The following is a 20,158-nucleotide window of genomic DNA, read 5'->3' as shown; positions in this document are numbered from 1 at the left end:
TAATATCAGTAGTATAGGTGGTCGTTCGTATATTTGCGTTGAGGCGGCCGAGAAGCCCGCATCGATCCTTGTGCAATCCAGAGGCGAGGCCTCGCGCGTCACGGCCTACCCGCCACCATGCGGCGGCGACAGGGCGGTGTCGCTGCCTCACATCGGCATCCCCCATATGCTGTGGCGCGCTCCCGGATCGCAGCGCCGTCCCGTTCGGCGGCAGACATCTGTGTTTTGCCGAACATCTTCCCCCGACCAGGTGATTTCGCCTGCGCGGGATCTGCTCTAGAAGCCCGCGCGGAGGTTCCTTCTTACCCATGGGCACAGCCCTCGAAATTGGCGTCATCTTCCTGCTTGTCCTGCTCAATGGCGCTTTCGCCATGAGCGAGCTGGCCATCGTCTCCTCGCGCCGGTCGCGCCTGATGGCGCTGCAGCGCCGCGGCAGCCTGGGTGCCGAGGCCGCGCTGGCGCTGGCCGACGACCCGCAGCGCTTCCTGCCTACCGTGCAGGTCGGCATCACGCTGGTGGGCATCTTCGCCGGCGCCTTTGGCGGCGCGCGCCTGGCCGGCACGCTGGGGGAAGCGATCAGCGTCATTCCCTTCGTCGCCCCCTACGCGCCCGAAATCGCCTTCACGCTCGTCGTCATCGTCATCACCTATCTCAGCCTGATCCTTGGCGAGCTGGTGCCGAAGCAGGTCGCGCTGCGCAATCCGGAACGGGTTGCCGTGGTCGTCGCCCGGCCGATGGCCACGCTGTCTCGCTTCTCCTCGCCCGTCGTCTGGGTGCTGGGGCGCTCCTCGGCGGTGGTGCTGAAGCTGTTCGGCCCCGCCGTGCCCGGCGAGCAGTCCGTGACGGAAGAAGAAGTGAAGGCCGTGGTCGCCGAGGGTGCGCAGGCCGGCGCGCTGGAGACAGAGGAGCAGCACATGATCGAGCGCGTGCTGCGCCTGGCCGACAAGCCCGTGCGCGCGCTGATGACGCCGCGCAACGACCTCGCCTGGCTGGACCGGTCGGACGCACCGGCCGACATCGCCGCGCGGCTGCGCGCGAGCAACGTGACACGTTTCGTCGTCGCCGATGGCCGCGTCGACAACGTGGTCGGCGTGGTGGTGGCCAAGGACCTGCTCGACCAGATGCTGGAGGGCACGCCGATGTCGCTGAGCACCGTGCTGCGCCAGCCGCTGGTGCTGCCGGACACGCTGACCGCGCTCGATGCGCTGGAGCGGCTGCGCGGCGACCGGCTCGGCATGGCGCTCGTGATGGACGAATACGGGTCCTTCGAGGGCGTCGTCACCGCCTCCGACCTGCTCGAGGCGATCGTCGGCGATCTCGGCCCGACCGAGCCTTCGCCCGATGGCGTCGCCATCGAGCGGCATGACGGCTCCCTGCTGCTCGACGGGTCGATGCCCTCGGACGAGCTGCGCGCCCGGCTGGACCTGCCGGCGCTGCCCGGGGCCGGTACCTACCACACGGTGGGCGGGCTGATGCTGGCACTGCTCAAGCGCGTGCCCAAGGAGGGCGATCGCATCATCTGGGCCGGTTGGCGCTTCGAGGTGGTCGACATGGATGGCCGCCGCGTCGACAAGGTGTTGGCGAGCCGCGAGGATGTGGCGGCCTGAAGCGCCCGTGGTTACCACTGCCCGCCGATGAATGCCGACCGGCGCGGCCGGCATCTGTCGATCGGGTGATCAGCCAGACACCCAATGCCGAGATCCGCTGGAACGCCTGCCGCCCCGATGAAGACGGTACCGACGTCTTCGACTGGGATCAGCCGGAATATTCGCCGGCCCTGCTGGCGCCGGTCCGCCTCCGGGCAGCGTGCTACTTCGCGGCTGTTTTCGCGATCGGCGCGATGAATTGCGGCTCGGTGTCCCAGGGGAACATGATCCAGGTGTCCTGGGACACCTCCGTGATGAATGTATCGACCAGCGGCTTGCCGGCGGGCTTGGCGTAGACCGTGGCGAAATGCGCCTTCGGCACCAGGGCGCGGATCACGCGGGCCGTGGTGCCGGTATCGACCAGGTCGTCGACGATCAGCCAGCCTTCGCCATCGCCCGCCGCGACCGGTGGCTTGGCGACAAGCGGGTCGCCGCGCTTCTCCTCGTCATAGGTGACGATCGACACGCTTTCGATCAGCCGGCAATCCAGTTCGCGGGCGATGATCGCCGCGGGGATCAACCCGCCACGGGTGATGGCGACGATGCCGCGCCATGGTCCCTTTTCCAGCAGGCGCCAGGCCAGCGCCTTGCTGTCGCGGTGCAACTGGTCCCAGGTGACGGTGTAGTAGCGTGGCGCCATCTCAGAACATCCTTCCGCCGTCCGGGACCCGCAGGTCCGGCTTCAGCAGCACCACCGCGCCGCTTTCGTCAGGGACGCCGAGGACCAGCACCTCGCTTTCGAAGCCTGCGATCCGGCGGGGCGGGAAATTCACCACCGCCATCACCTGGTGGCCGATCAGCCGGTCCGGCGCGTAATGCACGGTGATCTGCGCCGCGGATCGTTTCACGCCGATCGTGCCGCCGAAATCCACCCATAGGCGGATGGAAGGCTTGCGGGCCTCGGGGAAGGGCTGGGCGTCCACGATGGTGCCGGCGCGGATGTCCAGGCGGTTGAAATCGTCGATGGTCGCTGGCGTGTCCATGGATGGCGTCTAGATCAGTTGGGCCGGCGGCGCGAGAGGGCGCGCGGCGTTGAGGGCCACTCGCCCTCTCCCGTCCTCCCCCACCAACGCGCCAAGCCCACTGAAAACCCTTGTTTTGGCACCGCACCGCGAAGGCGGCCGCAATGCGGTGCTGCGCACCCGTGCAAACAGGCGCTACTACCCCGGAAAATCGCCAGGAATCCGCGGTCCAGGGACCCGTTGGTCCCTGGCGGGGTGGCTTGGAGGGGCGGTGCCCCTCCAATCCTCACGCGTCCGGGCCAAAGCCCAGGGGCGGCGACGTCTGGCGCGCCATTTCGCTGCCTGTCACGCGGACCCGCCGCGCGGGATCTTCGCCGCGACTGCCCGCAGTTCAGGCTCCGGCCGTGCCGCCAGCCGTTCGGCCATGCTGTGCCGGAACGCCTCATGCGCGCCTTGCGCGGCTGCGCGGAACCAGTGCGCGGCCTCATCGATGCGCCCTTGCGCGGTCAGCAGGGTGCCAAGGTTGAACTGTCCGCGGAAATCCCCGCGCTCGGCCGACAGGGCGTAGAGGCGGGCGGCCCCCTCGGGGTCGGCAGGGCCGTCCCAGCCTTCCTCGAGGAAGCGCGCGACCATGTTGATCGACTTGGCATGACCCTGGGCGGCCGCGGCGCGATACCAGTGCAGCGCGACGGCGCGATCCTCCTCGATCCCGCGGCCCTGCAGCAGCATGTTGCCCAGGTTGTACTGCGCCCAGTCGAGCCCGGCCTTGGCCGCGCGCGCGAACCAGCGTGTCGCCTCGGCCTCATCGATGGCGACGCCCCAGCCATTCTCCAGACAGCGGCCGAGCATGTTCATGCCCTCGACCTCGCCGACCGAGGCGGCGATCCGGAACCAGGCGCAGGCCGCCGCGCGGTCCTGCGGGACCCGGCCCAGGCCGTCCAGCAGGAAGTGCCCCCAGAAGACCATTGCGCGCGGCATGCCGTATTTCGCGGCGGCCTCGACCCACGGCGCGGCGTCCTCGGGCGGGGCGGAAAAGGCTGTGGCGAGGCGCTCGGCGCTCGCCTGCCGGATCGTGGCGGCCGAGACACTGGGGCGCGGAAGGCGGGCGGGCGACCGGCGGCGGAACATGATGGTGGGTCTGACATAAATGCGAATGACTCGCAATTAAGGTGACTTGGCGCCTACCGGCTTCCACCCGATATGCTGCGCCGCAGAGACAGGAGCGTATGCCGCATGGCTGCCTATGATTTCGATCTGTTCGTCATTGGCGGCGGTTCCGCCGGCGTGCGCCTGGGGCGCATTTCCGCCGGGCATGGCGCCCGGGTGGCGGTGGCCGAGGAACGCTTCTGGGGCGGCACCTGCGTCAATGTCGGCTGCGTGCCCAAGAAGATCATGGTGCAGGCCGCCGAATACGGCGCCTGGGCCGAGGATGCGGTTGCCTTCGGCTGGCCGCAACACCGCCACCAGGGCCATGACTGGGCGAAGCTGGCCGCCGCGCGGGATGGCGAGGTGGCGCGGCTTTCGGGCATCTACGGCAAGCTGCTCGCCGGGGCAGGGGTGACCTCCTTCGATGCGCGGGCGACCTTCATCGATGCACATACGCTTGATGTCGGCGGCCAGCGCGTTACCGCCGAACGCATCGTCGTCGCCACCGGCGGCACCCCGGCGCGGCTCGACATTCCCGGCGCGGAACTGGGCCTGGTCTCCGACGACCTGTTCACGCTGAAGGCATTGCCGAAGCGCGCCATCGTGATCGGCGCCGGATATATCGCGGTGGAATTCGCCACCATCCTGCGCGGCCTCGGCGCCGAGGTGGACCTGATGTACCGCGCCCCCCTGCCGCTGCGCGGCTTCGACGAGGATGTGCGCGGCGCCGCGGCCGAGGCGCTCGCCGCCCAGGGCATCCGGCTGAACCCCGATGCCAGCCCGCTGCGCATCACGAGGCTGGGCGCCGGGCTGATGGTCGCGATGTCCAACAACTTCATGCGCGAGGCGGATGCCGTGTTCTTCTGCACCGGCCGCATGCCGAACACGGCGGGGCTGGGGCTGGAGAAGGCCGGCATCGGGGTCAATGCACAGGGCGCGATCCCGGTCGATGAGGATCACCGCACCGCCGTGCCGCACATCTACGCCATCGGTGACGTGATCGACCGGGTGAACCTGACGCCGATGGCAACCGCCGTCGGCCATGCGCTGGCCGACACGCTGTTCGGCAACAACCCGCGCCACGCCTCCTATGACAACGTCGCGACGGCGGTGTTCATGTCGCCGCCCATCGCCACCGTCGGCCTGACCGAAGCCGAGGCCGCCGCGCGCGGGCCGGTCGATGTCTACGTCACCCGATTCACCCCCATGCGCCACACCATCAGCAAGCGGGACGGGCGCAAGACGCTGATGAAGCTGGTGGTCTGCCAACAGACCCAGAAGGTGCTCGGCGCCCACATGCTTGGCGAGGATTCGGCCGAGATCATGCAGGGCATCGGCATCGCCATCGGCATGGGCGCGACCAAGCAGGATTTCGACCGCACCATCGGGATCCATCCGACGGCAGCGGAGGAATTCGTCACGCTGCGGACGCGCACGCGGGTGGCGGGGGTGCAGGCGGCGGCGGAGTGAAGGTCGGGGGAGGGAACTCCCCCGAGCCCCCTCCTTTGTCTGTCCGTCGGCGGGACAGCGCAGGCCCGTCGGTACGGCCCATCAAAGCCCGTTCAGCGTTGCCTCGAAATCACGGAACAGCCCCACCGCCTTGGCGTCGAAGAAGGGCAGCACCTGGGAGATGAAGATCCCCGTCGTGCCCCGCCCATGGTCGATCCAGTAGTAGGTGTTCGCCAGCCCGGCCCAGGCCAGGCCGCCCGCCGCGCGCCCCTGCGGCGAAGGATGCCGGTTGACCAGGAACGAAAGCCCCCAGCCGCAATGCTGGCCAGGGAAGAAATCCGCGTCGTTCGTCGCCCCGGGCATCGCCGAGATCATCGGCTGCACCGCCATGCGCGGGATCTGGTCCTGCGCCATCATCGCCACCGTCACCGGGCTCAGCAGGCGCTCGCGGCCATGCCGCCCGCCATTCAAGATCATCCGCGCGAAGGTCAGGTAGTCGCGCGCCGTGGAATACAGCCCACCGCCGCCGCTCTCGAATTCCGGGTCCTGCTCGATGATCATGTCGATGGGCGTGAGCACGCCATCGGGGCCCCGAGCATGGATGCTGGCCATCCGCGCGCGCATGTCGTCGCGCAGCCGGAAGGCGGTATCGGCCATGCCGAGCGGCGCGAAGATCGTCTCGGCGAAATGCGCGCCCAGGGTCTGCCCGGTCGCGGCCTCGACCATCCGCCCGACCCAATCCAGGCCGATGCCGTAGTGCCAGGCCTCGCCGGGTTCGAACAGCAGCGGCAGCATCAGCGCGGCGCGCCTGCCGCTGGTCATCGGCGGCAGGCCGAGCGCCTTGCGCGCCTTGATCGTCTGCGGGCTCCACATCTCATAGGAAAAGCCCGAGGTATGGGTCAGCAGGTGGCGCAGCGTGATGGCCTGCTTCGGGGCCCGCAGCACCGGCTGGCCGGCGCCGTCGAAGCCATCGAGCACCTGCACCTGCGCGAGTTCGGGCAGCATATCCGCCACGGGTGCATCCAGCGAAAGGCGCTTCGCCTCGACCAGACGCATCGCTGCGACCGCGGTGACCGCCTTGGTCATCGACGCGATCCAGACCACCGTGTCGGGTGCCATCGGCTCCGGCGCGCCCAGCCGCCGCGCGCCGAAGGCCTCGACGAAACCGGCCTCGTCGCGCCCGCCGGCGGCCACCACGATCCCGGGCAGGTCGCCCGCCTGGATGGCGCCCTGCATCCGCAGCGCGACCTGGTCCTGACCCTTCATCGGCGTTCCTCCCTGATGCTGTGTCGCGCGGCCGCGAAACCAACCCGGCGGCATCACATGGCCGCCCTGCCAGCCTCGCACGGCCGCGCCGCTTCCCCCATCCCCCGAGGCAGGGCTAAAGTGCCCGACTTTCATGGAGGAGAGTGCCAGACAATGAGCGCGCGAGGCTGGAGCCCCGAATCATGGCGGGCGATGCCGATCCGGCAGGTGCCGGACTACCCGGACCAGGCGGCCTTGGCCGCGATGGAAGGGAAGATCGCGCGATTTCCTCCCTTGGTTTTTGCAGGCGAGGCCCGGCGCCTCCGGTCCGCGCTGGCACGCGCCGGCGACGGTGAAGCCTTCGTCCTGCAGGGTGGCGACTGCGCCGAGAGCTTCGGCGACTTCACCGCCAACGTCATCCGCGACACCTTCCGCGTGCTGCTGCAGATGGCGGTGGTGCTGACCTTCGGCGGCCAGGTGCCGGTGGTGAAGCTCGGGCGCATGGCCGGGCAGTTCGCCAAGCCGCGCTCCAGCGACACGGAGAGCAAGGGCGGCGTCACCCTGCCATCCTATCGCGGCGACATCGTCAACGGCCCCGACTTCACCGCCGAGGCCCGCATCCCGGATCCGTCGCGCATGGAATTCGCCTACATGCAGTCGGCCGGCACGATGAACCTGCTGCGCGCCTTCGCCACCGGCGGCTATGCCGACCTGCACCATGTCCATCGCTGGAACCTCGGCTTCGTCGCGCGCAGCCCGCTGGCGGATCGCTATGCGGACCTCGCGACGCGCATCGACCAGACGCTGAACTTCATGCAGGCCTGTGGAATGTCCGACCTGCCGCAGGTGCGGGAGACGGATTTTTACACCAGCCACGAAAGCCTGTTGCTGCCGTATGAGCAGGCGCTGACCCGCATCGATTCGACCACCGGCGACGCCTATGCCTGTTCCGCCCATTTCCTGTGGATCGGCGACCGCACCCGCCAGCCGGACGGCGCGCATGTGGAATTCCTGCGCGGGGTGAAGAACCCGATCGGCATGAAGGTCGGCCCGACCATGGAGGCCGACGAACTGGTCCGCCTGACCGAGATCCTGAACCCGGCGAATGAGAAGGGCCGGCTGACCCTGATCTCCCGCATGGGTGCGGACAAGGTCGAGGCCAAGCTCGCCCCGCTGGTGCGCGCGGTGGCGCGCGCCGGGCGCAACGTGGTGTGGCTGTGCGACCCGATGCACGGCAACACCACCACCGTCGCCGGGTACAAGACCCGCGTCTTCGATTCCATCATGGGCGAGGTGCGCGGCTTCTTCGACGTGCATGAGGCCGAGGGCACCACCGCCGGCGGCGTGCATGTGGAAATGACGGGTTCGGACGTCACGGAATGCCTCGGCGGCGCGCATCGCCTGTCCGAGACGGACCTGTCGGCCAATTACGCGACCACCTGCGATCCGCGGCTGAATGCGGAACAGTCGCTGGAACTGGCCTTCTTGATCGCCGAGGAGCTCAAGGCCCGCAAGGCGGCGGCCCAGGCCGCACCGGCCCAGGCAGCCCAGTGAACAAGCCGGCGGCGCTGGGGTCTGGCGCGCTGGGCACAGCGTTGGCGACCGGCGTGCCGAAGCGGGATACCCCCGCTTCGGTCGCCGCGCCGGCGGCCGACACCAACGATGCGGTGATCACCGCGCGGACCGATTCCTACTTCAACCGCACCAAGCAGATCGTCCAGCGCTTCGGCGATTGCCGCGTGACCTATGCGGTGTTCCTCCGCCGCCCGGTCGTCTCGGCGCCCCGGCTGGCGTTGGACTGGATGCGTGCCGTCGCGGAGGCGCGCGGCACCGACATCCAGATCGACCTGGTGCATGAGGAAGGCACCTGGGTCGGCGCCGGCGATCCGCTGATCTACGCCACCGGATCGCTGATCGCGCTATCGGACCTCGAGACGCTGCTCCTGCAGAAGCTCGGCGCGGCCTGCGTGGCCGCCCACAACGCCTATCAGATGTGCCTCGAACTGCCGAACGTGGCCTTCCTGGCCATGGAGGCCCGCCACTGCGCCGGGGCCGAGATGCAGGAGATGATGGCCTATGCCGCCGCCATCGGCAGCCGCGCCGCGCAGGCCGAAGGGGCGAAGGGCTTCATCGGCAATGCCAATGACGCGACGGCCCACTGGTTCGGCCAGAAGGCCGGCTACGGCACCATGCCGCACGCGCTGATCGGCTATGCCGGCACGACCGTCCGCGCCGCCGAGATGTTCCACGAGACCTACCCGAACGAACCGCTCACGGTGCTGGTGGACTATTTCGGACGGGAGGTATCGGACGGCCTGGCCGTGGCGCATCGCTTCCGCGAACTGGCTGCCGAGGGCAGGCTCGCGATGCGGCTCGATACCCATGGCGGGCGGTTCCTCGAAGGTCTGGACCCGGCCGAATCCTACGCCGTGCTGGAACGCCACGCACCCGCCGCGATCCGCCGCTACCGATCCGAGACGGAGCTGCGCCACCTGGTCGGTACCGGGGTATCGGCGGCCGCCGTATGGAAGATGCGGGAAGAACTCGACGCCGCCGGCTTCACGAAGGTCCGCATCGTCGCCTCCTCCGGCTTCGGCGTCGGCAAGTGCCGCGTCATGGCGGAAGCCCGCGCGCCGATCGACGTGGTCGGCACGGGGTCCTTCATTCCCGATGCCTGGTCCGAGACCTACGCCACCGCCGACATCGTCGAATATGACGGGGCGCCGCGGGTGAAGGTCGGGCGCGAATTCCTGCTGCGCCGCGGCGAGGCGCGACGCAAGAGCGGTGGCGGTCAGTGACCACTGCGGTCCTTCGCCGCGCCATCCTGTTCCTGCCAGGCATTGCCCTGGCGCAATCCGCCCATCCGCTGGCACCTGGCGGGCAGGTGCGCATCGGCATCGGCGTCGCACCCGTCTCCTCGGCCTTCTGGGCGAGCCCCGACGCCGCCGGCGCGCCGCAGGGCGTGACCGTGACGCTGGCGCGTGCCCTGGCTGCAGATGCCGGGGCGACGCTCGACCTGATCACCTTCAACTCTTCCTCCGAGGTCACCGACGCGATCGCCTCGGGCCGGCTCGACGTCGCCTTCGTGCCGATGGATGCCGAACGCGCCGCGCGCGTCGGCGTCGGGCCCAACTACTACCTCTCCGTCTCGACGCTTGCGGTCGTGGCGGGCGTGGCCATCATGCGGGTCGCGGACGCCAACACGCCCGACCTCACCATCGCGGGCGTGCGCGGCACCACAACGTTGCGCAGCGCCGAGCGGGCCTTCCCCCGCGCCCGTTTCCTTGCGGCCGTCGGCGTGCCGGAGGCGCTGGGCTGGATGCGGGAGGGCAGGGCGCAGGCCATCGCCCTCGGGCTGGAATCGTTGCAGACGCTGCTGCCGCAGGTGCCGGGGCTGCGCATCCTGGAAGGGCATTTCCACGCCCTCGGCACAGCCATCATCGTGCCGCCGAACCGGCCGGAATCGCTGGCCGCCGCCACTGCCTGGATCGAACGCGCCAAGGCAGACGGCACGGTGCGGCGCGCGTTGGATGCCGGCGGCATCGGCGGGGCGGTCGCGCCGCCGGGCTCGCGCTTCGAGGGCTGAGACCTCGCCAGCCGCCATGACCGTGACGCCGAACGCTGCGCGCGAGCGGCTGGTCGGCTGGATCTGCGCAGGGCTGCTGTTGCTGGTCTGGACCGGGTTTCACCTGGTCTCGCGCTTCATCGTGCGCGACGGGCTGACGCCCTGGGATGTCGCGATGCTGCGCTATGCGGGCGCTTTCGTCTGCGTGCTGCCCCTGTTGGCCTGGCATGGCCTGCCGCGCATCGCCCCGCGCCGGGTGCCGGCGGTCCTGGTCTTCGCAGGGTTCGGCTTTCCGCTCGGCGCCTACGCCGGATACCAGCTGGCGCCTGCCGCGCATGGCGCGACGGTGATGGCGGCGGGACTGCCGGCGGTCACCGCGTTGCTCGCCACCGCCTGCGGGATGGGGCGGATCACGGCACGCCGGCTGGCGGGGCTGGGCATCATCACCATGGGCAGCGTGCTGCTGGCCTGGACCACCAGCGGCGCCTGGGAAGGGGCCTGGCGGGGGGATCTGCTGTTCCTCGCCGCCGTGTCGAGCTGGGCGGTCTATACGCTGCTGGTGCAGCGCTGGGCCTTGCCGGCGCTGGATACGACGATCGCGCTGGGCCTCGCGGCCGCGCCGGTCTTCCTGCCGGTCTGGTTTTTCCTGCTGCCCTCGGGCATGGCGGGGGCGTCATGGACCGTCATCCTGACCCAGGCGGCGTTCCATGGCGCGGGGGCCTCGGTGATCGCGGGCATCCTCTACACGCGGTCGGTCGCGGCCCTCGGGCCGGCGGCGACGACCATGATCGGCGCGGCGGTGCCGGCGCTGGTTGCCATCACCGCCTGGCCGCTGTTGGGGGAGGTGCTGTCCCCGGTCGCGATCCTGGCAGTGCTGCTGGTTTCGGGCGGGATGCTGGTGGGGATGGGGCGCGCGCGTTGACCAGCCGTCGCGCCAGGGCCGAAATTCCGCCCGTGGAAGGTTTGATCTAGGCTCCGGCACTATGAACGACATGATCCGTGCCACCCTGGCCGACCCCGACGATCAGGCCGGGTCCGCCACGCGCGAACGCCGCACCGGTTTCCTCTGCGCCTTCGGCGTGCTGTTCGTCTGGTCGGGCTTCCTGCTCAGCGCCCGGCTGTCGCCGTCGCTCGGCCTCACGCCCTTCGACATGCTGGCGCTGCGCCATGGCGGTGCCTTCCTCGCCGCCCTGCCGGTGCTGGCATGGCGCGGCCTGCCGCGCATCAGCCTGCCGCGCGCGGCCGTGCTGACGGTCTTCGCGGGCTTCGGCTTTCCTTATGCGGCGTATCTCGGCTTCTCGATGGCGCCGGCCGCCGATGGGGCGGTGCTGCTGCCGGGGCTGCTGCCCTTCAGCATCGCGCTGGTCTGGTGGGTCGCCTTCGGCGAGAAGCCGAAGGGGCGACGCTTCCTCAGCCTGGTGATCGTGGGGACGGGCATTGCGCTGATCGCCTCGGAGACCGTCGGCGCCTGGCCCGGCGCCTGGCGCGGCGACCTGATTTTCCCGCTCGGCGGCCTGTCATGGGCCCTCTACATGGCTTGCGTGAAGCGGTGGGAGGTCTCGGCGCTGGATGCGACGCTGGTGGTGATGCTGCTGGCGGCACCTGTCACCCTGCCGTTGTGGTGGTTGTTCGGCGGCGGTTCCATCGCCGCGGCGCCGCTGCTGCCGGTGGTGCTGCAGACCATCTACCAGGGGCTGTTCGCCGTGCTGCTGGCCGGCTTCCTGTTCACCCGCGCGATGAATTCGATCGGTGCGGAGACCACCAGCGCCATCACCTCCCTGGTGCCGGGCATGACCGCGCTCGCCGCCTGGCCCCTGCTGGGGGAGCCGTTGGGCGTCGCTGCGCTGACTGGGCTCGCCGTCGTCACGGCGGGGATGGTGCTGGGCGTCACCGGCTCTCGTTGACCCCCCGGGGCCACGTCCCTAGGTTCCGCCCATCATGGCCGACACGCTCAAGATCGCCCTCGCGCAGATCAACACCACCCATGTCGGCGCGCTGCACGCGAATGCCGACCGCATCCGCGCCGCGCGTGCCGAGGGTGCGCGCCTCGGCGCCGACCTAGTGGTCACGCCGGAATTCTCGGTGGGCGGCTACCTGCCCGAGGACCTCGTCCGCAAGCCGGCTTACGTCGCCGCCTGCGCCGAGATCATCGCGGCCCTGGCCGCCGAGACCGCCGATGGCGGGCCGGGCCTGATCGTCGGCGGTCCCTGGGCGGATGGGGACAAGCTCTACAATGCGGCCTTCCTGCTCGAAGGCGGGCGCATCGCCGCCCGCCGCGCCAAGCACGAGTTGCCTAATTACGGCGTGTTCGACGAGAAGCGCGTTTTCGACGCCGGCCCGGTGCCTGGCCCGATCCCCTTCCGCGGCTTCCGCATCGGGCTGATGGTCTGCGAGGATTGGTGGCTGCCGACTGTCGCCGAGACGCTGTGCGAGACCGGTGCGGAAATCCTGCTCTCGATCAACGGTTCGCCCTTCGAGGCCGACAAGCACGACCGGCAGCGCCTGCCGCTCGCGGTCACGCGGGTGGTGGAGACGGGGCTGCCCTTTGTCTTCCTCGCCCAGGTCGGGTCGCAGGACGAGATCGTCTTCGATGGCGCGTCCTTCGTGCTGAACCCCGACCGGTCGCTCGCTGGGCTGCTGCCGAGTTTCGCCGAGGAAGTCCGCCTGACCGAATGGCGACGCGAGGGCGAGCGCCTGGTCTGCGTCCCCGGCGCGGTGGTGCCCCCGCCCGACACGCTCGGGCAGGTCTATGCCGCGATGACGCTCGGCCTGCGGGATTATGTGAACAAGAACGGCTTCCCCGGCGTGGTGCTGGGACTGTCGGGCGGCATCGATTCGGCGATCTCGGCGGCCGTCGCGGTGGATGCGCTGGGCGCCGACCGCGTGCAGGCGGTGATGATGCCGTCCCCCTACACCAGCTCGGAAAGCCTGGAGGACGCCGCCGAATGCGCGCGGCTGCTGGGCATCCGCTACGACACCATCGGCATCGGCCCGGCGATGGACGCCTTCGCGGGGATGCTCGCGCCGACCTTCGGCAACCGCCCGCCCGACATCACGGAAGAAAACCTCCAGTCGCGCATCCGCGGCGTGACGCTGATGGCTCTGTCGAACAAATTCGGTTCGATGCTGCTGACGACAGGCAACAAGTCGGAGATGTCCACCGGCTACGCCACCATCTATGGCGATATGTGCGGTGGCTATTCGGTGCTGAAGGATGTCTACAAGACCATGGTCTTCGCGCTGTGCCGCTGGCGCAACGCGAATATCCCAGCCGGCGCGCTGGGTCCCGCCGGCGCGGTGATGCCCGAGCGCGTCATCACCAAGCCACCTTCCGCCGAATTGCGCCCCGACCAGAAGGACCAGGACAGCCTGCCCGAATACGAGGTTCTGGACGCCATCCTGGAAGGGCTGATCGAGGGCGAGAAATCCGTCGACGCCCTGGTCGCCGACGGCTTCGACCGCCCGACCGTGCTGCGCGTATGGAAACTGCTGGACCGCGCCGAATACAAGCGGCGGCAGGCCCCGCCGGGGGTGAAGATCACCGCCCGCGCCTTCGGTCGCGACCGCCGCTATCCCATCACCAACGGCTTCACGGCGCTCGTGAAATGACCGAGGAATTCGAAGCCCAGGTCTTCCCCGAAGGCGAATTCGCCGTGCAGATCATGGACATGTCCGGTGCCAACGGCTCTGACCCTGTCGAGACTGTCACCGGTTTCATCAGCATCGAGCACGCCAACGCCTTCGCCCGTCGCTACGTCCGCGATTCCGTCGAACGCTGTCGCGCGCCGGGGGCGGATGCCAAGGCCACGCTCGATGCCTGGTTCGCCTATGGCGAGGATGCAGAAGTCCTCGGCGCCGGCGACGATGCTTGGGTCAGCCGGTCGGAACTGAAGGATTTCGCCGACGCCCCGGTCCGCGATGCAGAGGACCGCAACTGGCGCGTCCTCGACCCCCGCCGCGACGAGGATGACGAAGACGAGGACGACGAGGCGTGAGCCATTCCGTCCTTTGCGGTGACTTCGCCCATTACCAGGACCCTGACGAGGAGTGGTCCGTCGACGGCTTCCGCACCGCCGAGGCCGCGGCGGAATACGCCCGCCGCTTCATCCGCGACCAGGTGGAGGGTCTGCGCGGCGAATATCCCGACCCCGCTGCGCTGGAGCAGGCCTTCCTGGCCTTCGGCGAATACGCCATCGCGCCGGGCTTCGAACTGAAGCCCTGGCTCGCCCACTGCATCGCGCAGCCGGCCACGAAACGGGCCGACACCGACTACCAGGCACTTGATCCCAACCCATGAAACTCCGCTTCGCTCCATCCCCCACCGGCCTGCTGCATGTCGGCAACGCCCGCGCCGCGCTCGTCAACTGGCTGCATGCCCGCCGGCATGGCGGCGCCTTCATCCTGCGCCTGGACGACACCGACCTCGAACGATCCAAGCCCGAGTACGCCGCGGCCATCGAGGAAGACCTCCGCTGGCTCGGGATGGATTGGGATGAGCGTGTCGCGCAGTCCGACCGGCTTGACCGCTACGCCGCCGCGGCTGAACGGCTGAAGGCGTCCGGGCGCCTTTATCCGTGCTTCGAGACGGAAGAGGAACTCGCCTACAAGCGCGAACGCCGCCGCCGCGAGGGCAAGCCGCCGCTGTATGACCGCGAGGCGTTGAAGATGACGCCGGACCAGATCGAGCGCGCCCTGGCCAACGGCAAGCAGCCCTATTGGCGCTTCAAGCTGGCACCGCGTTCGGTCGCCTGGCGCGACCTCGTCCTTGGCGAGCGCAGCGTGAAGCTCAGCGCCATCTCCGACCCCGTGCTGGTGCGCGCGGATGGCTCGCCGCTCTACACCTTCACCTCCGTCGTCGATGACATCGAGATGGGCATCACCCACGTCATCCGCGGCGAGGATCATGTCACCAACACCGGCATCCAGCTCGACATCTACGAAGCCCTGGGCGGCAACCCCAAGACGCTGACCTTCGGCCACCTGCCGCTGCTGACCGACGATGATGGCGGGCCGCTGTCCAAGCGCCTCGGTTCCATCTCGCTCCGCCACCTGCGCAAGGATGGGATCGAACCCGCGGCGCTGGCCGGGTATCTGGCGGCCCTCGGCACCTCGGCCGACCCGGTGCCGGGGATGCCGGCCGCACTCGCCCCGGCCTGGGACATCTCCCGCGTGTCCCATGCCACCGCGCGCTTCGACACTCGCCAGATGCTGGTGCTGAACCGGCGCATCCTGCATGAGGCTCCCTTCGCCACCGTGCGGGACCGCCTGCCGGAAGGCGCGGACGAAGCCTGGTGGCTGGCCGTGCGCGGCAATCTCGACCTGATGCGCGAAGCGAGGCCGTGGTTCGACATCATCCGCGGCACGATTGTCCCGCCGGTGCTGGACGGGGAAGGCGAGTTCCTGACCGCCGCCCTGGCCGCCCTGCCGCCCGAACCGTGGGACGCCACGACCTGGGCCGCCTGGACCGGCGCGCTGAAGGAAGCCACGGGCCGCAAGGGCAAGGCGCTGTTCCTGCCGCTGCGCCTCGCTTTGACCGGCGAGGACCACGGCCCCGACCTCGTCACCCTGCTGCCGCTGATCGGGCGGGAGAAGGCGGCGCTACGGTTGCGGCTATCTGGCAACGCGACGGCCTGACGGGGATCGCGGCCCGGCGGTAGGCGACCAAGCGGTGCGGATTTGTATCGCGCTGCTTGCAAATCCCGCGTCGCCGGTCATCAATTCGGTAAAACGCGAGCCGGATGCATGACCGTTCCCAGCCTGACTGCCAATGGCTTCATGCGTTGGCCCCTGCGGGCTTGGGTGGAAAGCCTCTGTACGCCGCAGCCGGATGGCACTTGGCTCGTTCAAACGCCAATCTCCGGCAAACAGGAGCCGCGGCTTTACCTTCTGCCGGATGCGAAGACCAAGGACCAATATCTGCGGTGGGCGACAGTAAAATGCTGGATAAGCGCCTTGGTGCAGTCGCTCGTCCCACTGTTTACGGCGCTTGTGGCTGCTGCAAATAGTCTTCCGTTGGTCATGCCACCGGGCGACCGCACTACCATGGTGGCCCTGTTAATCGTCGGTGTCATTCCCGCCCTTCTCTGGTTCTTAGCCTATGTCGTGGTGGCCAACCGGTTGTTTGATCTGTTGCCTGACGCGCGCCGCCAATCCACGGAGATATGGCTGCGGCACGGCGTGGTCGTGTGCCAAGCGGTCGAGTGGGATGCGATTTACATTTCCAGATGCTTGGCGCTCGCCTTCATCGCCATGTGGCCCACCATCGGCCTATGGGCGGCGCTTGGGATGCTGTTTGTGGTGACGACTCTCGATGCGTGCGGAAGCGTCGACATGCTCGCAGGAACCTTCCTCGAAACTCGACGGCTTGAAAGGCCGGAAGCGTTCAGCATCTGCCGAAATCTCTACCTGTGGCTGGGCGGCGTAGTCCTTGCTGTGGCCTTTTCGTGTGCGACCCTGATTCGTCAGCGGCAAAAACGGAAAGCAGGTCGCGCGAGACTTCTTCAGAACCGGGGGTGACGCCGCCAGGGCAGACCATGTCGAGCCGGGGCCATGATCGTGTCTCCCATCGCCGAGGGCCGATGCCGTGCGGGTTGAGATCGACCAGCGACAGGCCGTCAGGCCGGATCGTGAACTCGCCACTCTGCCCATGAAGGAGGACCCTTGAACGGGATGGCCGATCGGCGCAAAAGCTATCTCATGTCCGTGTCCAGGCCCTTCGTGCGCGCGCTCTGTCGCTGAACCGCCCAACCGGGGAAGAACCATCCCCGCGCGCCTGCACGACCGCCCCTTGATCCGCCGGACACCGCCATGACAGACCTCCTCATCCACGACAGCGCCGCGCGCACGAAGCGCCTTTTCGTGCCGATCGACCCCAGCCATGTCCGGCTCTACGTCTGCGGTCCGACGGTCTATGACCTCGCGCATCTGGGCAATGCCCGCCCGGTCGTGGTGTTCGACGTGCTGGCACGCCTGCTGCGCCGGCTCTACCCGCGCGTGACCTACGTTCGGAACATCACCGACGTGGACGACAAGATCAACGCGCGGTCGCGCGAATCCGGCGAATCCATCGCCGCCATCACCGCCCGCACCACGGAAGACTTCCACCGGGACATGGCAGCGCTGAACGCACTGCCGCCTGATGTCGAACCGCGTGCCACCGGCCACATCCCGGCGATGATCGCGCTGATCGAGCGCCTGGTCGCCAATGGCCACGCCTATGCGGCGGATGGCCATGTGCTGTTTTCCGTGCCGTCCTTCGCCGACTACGGGAAGCTGTCGGGCCGCTCGCCCGACGATCTGCTGGCCGGCGCGCGCATCGACGTCGCGCCCTACAAGCGTGATGCTGGCGACTTTGTGCTGTGGAAGCCCTCGGACGAGAACACGCCGGGTTGGGACAGCCCCTGGGGCCGTGGCCGTCCGGGCTGGCACATCGAATGCTCCGCCATGTCCTGGCAGCATCTCGGCGAGGAATTCGACATCCATGGCGGCGGCCACGACCTGATCTTCCCGCACCATGAGAACGAGGTCGCGCAATCCGTCTGCGCATTCCCCGGCCATGCCTTCGCGCATTACTGGATGCACAACGGCATGCTGCTCGTGGATGGGGAGAAGATGTCGAAGTCGCTCGGCAATTTCCGCACCGTGCGCGACATCCTCGCTGAGGGCGCCTGGGCCGGGGAGGCGTTCCGTCTGCTGCTGCTGCGCACGCATTACCGCCAGTCGCTCGACTTCACGATCGAGGGATTGCAGGAAGCCAAGGCGGAGCTCGACGACCACTACGCCATGCTGTCCCGCGCGCCGGCTGCGCCCGGTGGCAATGCTGCGGCGCAACTGACCGAATGGGCAGTAGCCCCGCTGCTCGATGACCTGAACTCGCCGCTGGCCCTCGCGCGCCTGCGCGACTTGCGCACGCTGGAGAACGCGGTGACGGTGGGCGGGTCTCCGGCGGTCGCGATGGAACGCGCCGGCCTGTCGACGCCGCCCGCGCCCGGCACGGCCGCCGCCGCCTTCCGCGAGGCCGCCGCTATCCTCGGCGTCGCCACCGGCGACCCGGCTGCCTGGCGCCAGGGCGGAGCCGATGACGCGGCCGCCGTCGAGGCCGCCATCGCCGCCCGCCTCGCCGCCCGCAAAGCCAAGAACTGGGCCGAGGCCGACCGCATCCGCGACGACCTCACTGCCCAGGGCATCCTGCTGGAGGACGGCCCCGCCGGCACCACCTGGCGCCGCGCTTGACCTTGACGCCATGGGAAGCCTGATCACCTCGCCCGGTCACGACCAACCGGGAGCCACCATCATGAACCGCCTGATCCTCGCCGCCGCCATCGTCCTGATCGCACTGCCCGCCGCCGCCCAGTATGCGGGCCACGGCGCGCCCGCGCCGGCGGCGCAGGAACCCGCCTCGACCCGCGAATTCATCGCGGCCAACGACCGCATGCACCGCGACATGGCGATCGCCTTCACCGGCAATGCCGACCGCGACTTCGCCGCCGGCATGATCCCTCACCACCAGGGTGCGATCGACATGGCGAATACCGTGCTGCGCCACGGCACCGACCCCGAGATGCGCGCCCTGGCCCAGGCCGTCATCCAGGCCCAGACGGCCGAGATCGCGCAGCTGCGCGCCTATCTCGCCCGCACCGCCCCGCGATGACCGGCGGGCGCAGGGACGGGCGCGCGACGCTCACGCCGCCTTCGGGCGAAAGCCCCATCGTGGTCCTGGTGCGCCCGCAGATGGCGCGCAACATCGGCACCACCGCGCGTGCCATGGCCAATGGCGGCCTGTTCCATATGCGCATCGTCGCCCCGCGCGACGGCTGGCCGCAGCCCGATGCCTATCCCTCCGCGTCGGGCGCGGATGCCATCCTGGATGCGGCGACGGTGTTCGGCAGCGTTCCCGAGGCCGTCGCCGATTGCCACCGGGTGCTGGCCACCTGTCCGCGGCCGCGCCACATCGTCATCCCTGTCCTGACCGCCCGTGCCGCGGCAGAGGATCTGCGTTCGCTCGCCGCGCGCAACCTGCGTTCCGCCGTGCTGTTCGGCCCCGAACGCGCGGGGCTTGAGAACGAGGACATGGCCTGCGCCGACACGCTGGTCCGCTACCCGCTCAACCCCGAGCACATGTCGCTCAATCTCGCCCAGGCGGTGATGATCCTCGCCTATGAATGGTGGACGGCGGCCGAAGCCACGCCCCCGCGCGCACTGATGACCAATGAGACGCGCATCGCCACCAAGGGTGAGCTGGAGATCTTCCTCAACCGCCTGGTCGGTGAGCTGGATGCGACGGGCTTCCTCGACACCGCCGAGAAGCGCCCGGGCATGGTGCGCAACCTGCGCCACTGGTTCCAGCGCGGTGAGGTCACCGAGCAGGAACTGCGCACCCTGCACGGCGTGGTGACGGAACTCTCGCGCGGGCGCATGCGGCGCGGCCGGCCCGAGCGCGACGATCCGCAATCACCCTGGGCGCGATCCCCTTCGGAGGGCTGACCCCGCGGCGTTCATATCACACGGGATTGTTCACGGAGTTTTGCGCGCAAAAGTTGTATAGCCGGTCCGGCCTCAGCACCGAGCCCGGAGCACCCCATGGTGGACGTCGTTTGCCTCGAATGCGCGCTCGCCTTCCGCAACGAGATGATGGACATCGTCGTCGCAGACGGAAACGACACGATCGTCTTCCCGCATGTGGACAGCTGTGTCGCGGTCGTATTCCTGCATGCCGGCGGCAAGGCGACCGGCGGCCATGTCTCCCTGACGGCGGCATCCGGCGGATTTGGCGAGGCGCTGAGCCTCACCGAAATGCTGGGGCGAATGCTCGACTGGACGCCCGATCCTGTCCAGCAGGTGATCTTCATCGGCCACCACGATTGGCGCGGCGTCTGCGATACGGTCATCGCCAGCCAACCGAAGCTCGCAGCCGTGCCTTACGCCAATGTCTGCCGCTTCAACGACCCGCTGGACATCTTCGTCGAACTCGGTTCGCAGAAACTGCGGGTTCAGAACTGGCAGAAGGACACCGCGCGCCACGAAACGGTCGCCCCTGCGCGGAGCGGCCACTGGATCTACGACGAGAACCTGCCGACAGGCAGTTGAGCCGTCGCCAGGCCGGATGGCGGTGTCCGGGAATGCAGGGCCGCCGAACGGGGCCGGTA

The 20,158-nt window shown here is 69.0% G+C and carries 20 protein-coding genes; 16 read left to right on the top strand and 4 right to left on the bottom strand.

Annotated elements, in window-relative coordinates:
- Window positions 1–308: 308 nt before the first annotated feature.
- Window positions 309–1,607, top strand: coding sequence for a hemolysin family protein (locus AAFN86_RS18330; RefSeq protein WP_347544876.1), 1,299 nt, complete (start codon window positions 309–311; stop codon window positions 1,605–1,607).
- A 202-nt stretch (window positions 1,608–1,809) separates the two neighbouring features.
- Here the strand turns inward: AAFN86_RS18330 and gpt are convergent, their stop codons facing one another.
- The 3 genes from gpt to AAFN86_RS18315 form a co-directional block, all read right to left on the bottom strand.
- Window positions 1,810–2,286 (bottom strand): xanthine phosphoribosyltransferase, encoded by a 477-nt coding sequence (gene gpt / locus AAFN86_RS18325; RefSeq protein WP_347544875.1) that lies wholly within the window; start codon window positions 2,284–2,286, stop codon window positions 1,810–1,812.
- A gap of 1 nt (window position 2,287) precedes the next feature.
- Complete coding sequence (locus AAFN86_RS18320) at window positions 2,288–2,629, bottom strand: tRNA-binding protein (protein WP_347544874.1); 342 nt, start codon at window positions 2,627–2,629, stop codon at window positions 2,288–2,290.
- A gap of 324 nt (window positions 2,630–2,953) precedes the next feature.
- Complete coding sequence (locus tag AAFN86_RS18315; RefSeq protein ID WP_347544873.1) at window positions 2,954–3,736, bottom strand: tetratricopeptide repeat protein; 783 nt, start codon at window positions 3,734–3,736, stop codon at window positions 2,954–2,956.
- Between the two features lie 105 nt (window positions 3,737–3,841).
- Here AAFN86_RS18315 and gorA point away from each other — a divergent pair, with 105 nt between their 5' ends.
- Entirely contained in the window at window positions 3,842–5,224 is a 1,383-nt protein-coding gene (gene gorA, locus AAFN86_RS18310; protein ID WP_347544872.1) for a glutathione-disulfide reductase, read from the top strand.
- An 81-nt stretch (window positions 5,225–5,305) separates the two neighbouring features.
- On the opposite strand, the gene AAFN86_RS18305 is transcribed toward gorA, so the two are convergent.
- Entirely contained in the window at window positions 5,306–6,469 is a 1,164-nt protein-coding gene (locus tag AAFN86_RS18305) for a serine hydrolase domain-containing protein (protein WP_347544871.1), read from the bottom strand.
- A gap of 153 nt (window positions 6,470–6,622) precedes the next feature.
- Between AAFN86_RS18305 and AAFN86_RS18300 the strand changes: the two genes are divergently transcribed.
- The 14 genes from AAFN86_RS18300 to AAFN86_RS18235 all read left to right on the top strand — a co-directional run bounded on the left by AAFN86_RS18300 (window position 6,623) and on the right by AAFN86_RS18235 (window position 20,099).
- Window positions 6,623–8,002 carry a class II 3-deoxy-7-phosphoheptulonate synthase gene (locus AAFN86_RS18300; protein ID WP_347544869.1) on the top strand — a complete coding sequence of 460 codons (1,380 nt, stop codon included), beginning with the start codon at window positions 6,623–6,625 and terminating at the stop codon, window positions 8,000–8,002.
- 113 nt (window positions 8,003–8,115) lie between these two features.
- Window positions 8,116–9,246 (top strand): nicotinate phosphoribosyltransferase, encoded by a 1,131-nt coding sequence (locus tag AAFN86_RS18295; RefSeq protein WP_347544943.1) that lies wholly within the window; start codon window positions 8,116–8,118, stop codon window positions 9,244–9,246.
- A complete protein-coding gene (locus tag AAFN86_RS18290; protein ID WP_347544868.1) occupies window positions 9,243–10,034 on the top strand; it encodes a transporter substrate-binding domain-containing protein in 792 nt (263 codons plus the stop codon). Before AAFN86_RS18295 ends, AAFN86_RS18290 begins: the two co-directional genes overlap by 4 nt.
- Before the next feature lie 16 nt (window positions 10,035–10,050).
- Window positions 10,051–10,935: a DMT family transporter gene (locus AAFN86_RS18285; protein WP_347544866.1), complete on the top strand. Its 885-nt coding sequence runs from the start codon at window positions 10,051–10,053 to the stop codon at window positions 10,933–10,935.
- A gap of 61 nt (window positions 10,936–10,996) precedes the next feature.
- Window positions 10,997–11,917, top strand: a complete 921-nt coding sequence (locus AAFN86_RS18280; RefSeq protein ID WP_347544864.1) for a DMT family transporter — start codon at window positions 10,997–10,999, stop codon at window positions 11,915–11,917.
- Window positions 11,918–11,951: 34 nt separating this feature from the next.
- Window positions 11,952–13,622, top strand: coding sequence for an NAD+ synthase (locus AAFN86_RS18275; protein ID WP_347544863.1), 1,671 nt, complete (start codon window positions 11,952–11,954; stop codon window positions 13,620–13,622).
- Window positions 13,619–14,008, top strand: coding sequence for a hypothetical protein (locus tag AAFN86_RS18270; RefSeq protein WP_347544862.1), 390 nt, complete (start codon window positions 13,619–13,621; stop codon window positions 14,006–14,008). The genes AAFN86_RS18275 and AAFN86_RS18270 overlap by 4 nt, the downstream gene beginning before the upstream one ends.
- Entirely contained in the window at window positions 14,005–14,310 is a 306-nt protein-coding gene (locus AAFN86_RS18265; RefSeq protein WP_347544861.1) for a hypothetical protein, read from the top strand. The genes AAFN86_RS18270 and AAFN86_RS18265 overlap by 4 nt, the downstream gene beginning before the upstream one ends.
- Window positions 14,307–15,647, top strand: coding sequence for a glutamate--tRNA ligase (gene gltX / locus AAFN86_RS18260; RefSeq protein ID WP_347544860.1), 1,341 nt, complete (start codon window positions 14,307–14,309; stop codon window positions 15,645–15,647). The genes AAFN86_RS18265 and gltX overlap by 4 nt, the downstream gene beginning before the upstream one ends.
- A gap of 108 nt (window positions 15,648–15,755) precedes the next feature.
- Window positions 15,756–16,529: a hypothetical protein gene (locus tag AAFN86_RS18255; RefSeq protein WP_347544859.1), complete on the top strand. Its 774-nt coding sequence runs from the start codon at window positions 15,756–15,758 to the stop codon at window positions 16,527–16,529.
- Between the two features lie 291 nt (window positions 16,530–16,820).
- Window positions 16,821–18,245, top strand: a complete 1,425-nt coding sequence (gene cysS, locus AAFN86_RS18250) for a cysteine--tRNA ligase (RefSeq protein ID WP_347544857.1) — start codon at window positions 16,821–16,823, stop codon at window positions 18,243–18,245.
- 61 nt (window positions 18,246–18,306) lie between these two features.
- On the top strand, window positions 18,307–18,663 hold the full coding sequence (locus tag AAFN86_RS18245) for a DUF305 domain-containing protein (RefSeq protein ID WP_347544856.1): 357 nt from the start codon (window positions 18,307–18,309) through the stop codon (window positions 18,661–18,663).
- Window positions 18,660–19,496, top strand: a complete 837-nt coding sequence (locus AAFN86_RS18240; RefSeq protein ID WP_347544854.1) for an RNA methyltransferase — start codon at window positions 18,660–18,662, stop codon at window positions 19,494–19,496. Before AAFN86_RS18245 ends, AAFN86_RS18240 begins: the two co-directional genes overlap by 4 nt.
- A 96-nt stretch (window positions 19,497–19,592) precedes the next feature.
- Window positions 19,593–20,099, top strand: a complete 507-nt coding sequence (locus AAFN86_RS18235; protein ID WP_347544853.1) for a hypothetical protein — start codon at window positions 19,593–19,595, stop codon at window positions 20,097–20,099.
- Window positions 20,100–20,158: the final 59 nt, after the last annotated feature.

Source organism: Roseomonas sp. CAU 1739 (genome assembly GCF_039839775.1).
In the GTDB taxonomy this organism is placed as follows: Bacteria; Pseudomonadota; Alphaproteobacteria; order Acetobacterales; family Acetobacteraceae; genus Neoroseomonas.
Note: the sequence above shows the minus strand (reverse complement) of the source record. Positions and strands in the feature narration are given on the sequence as shown.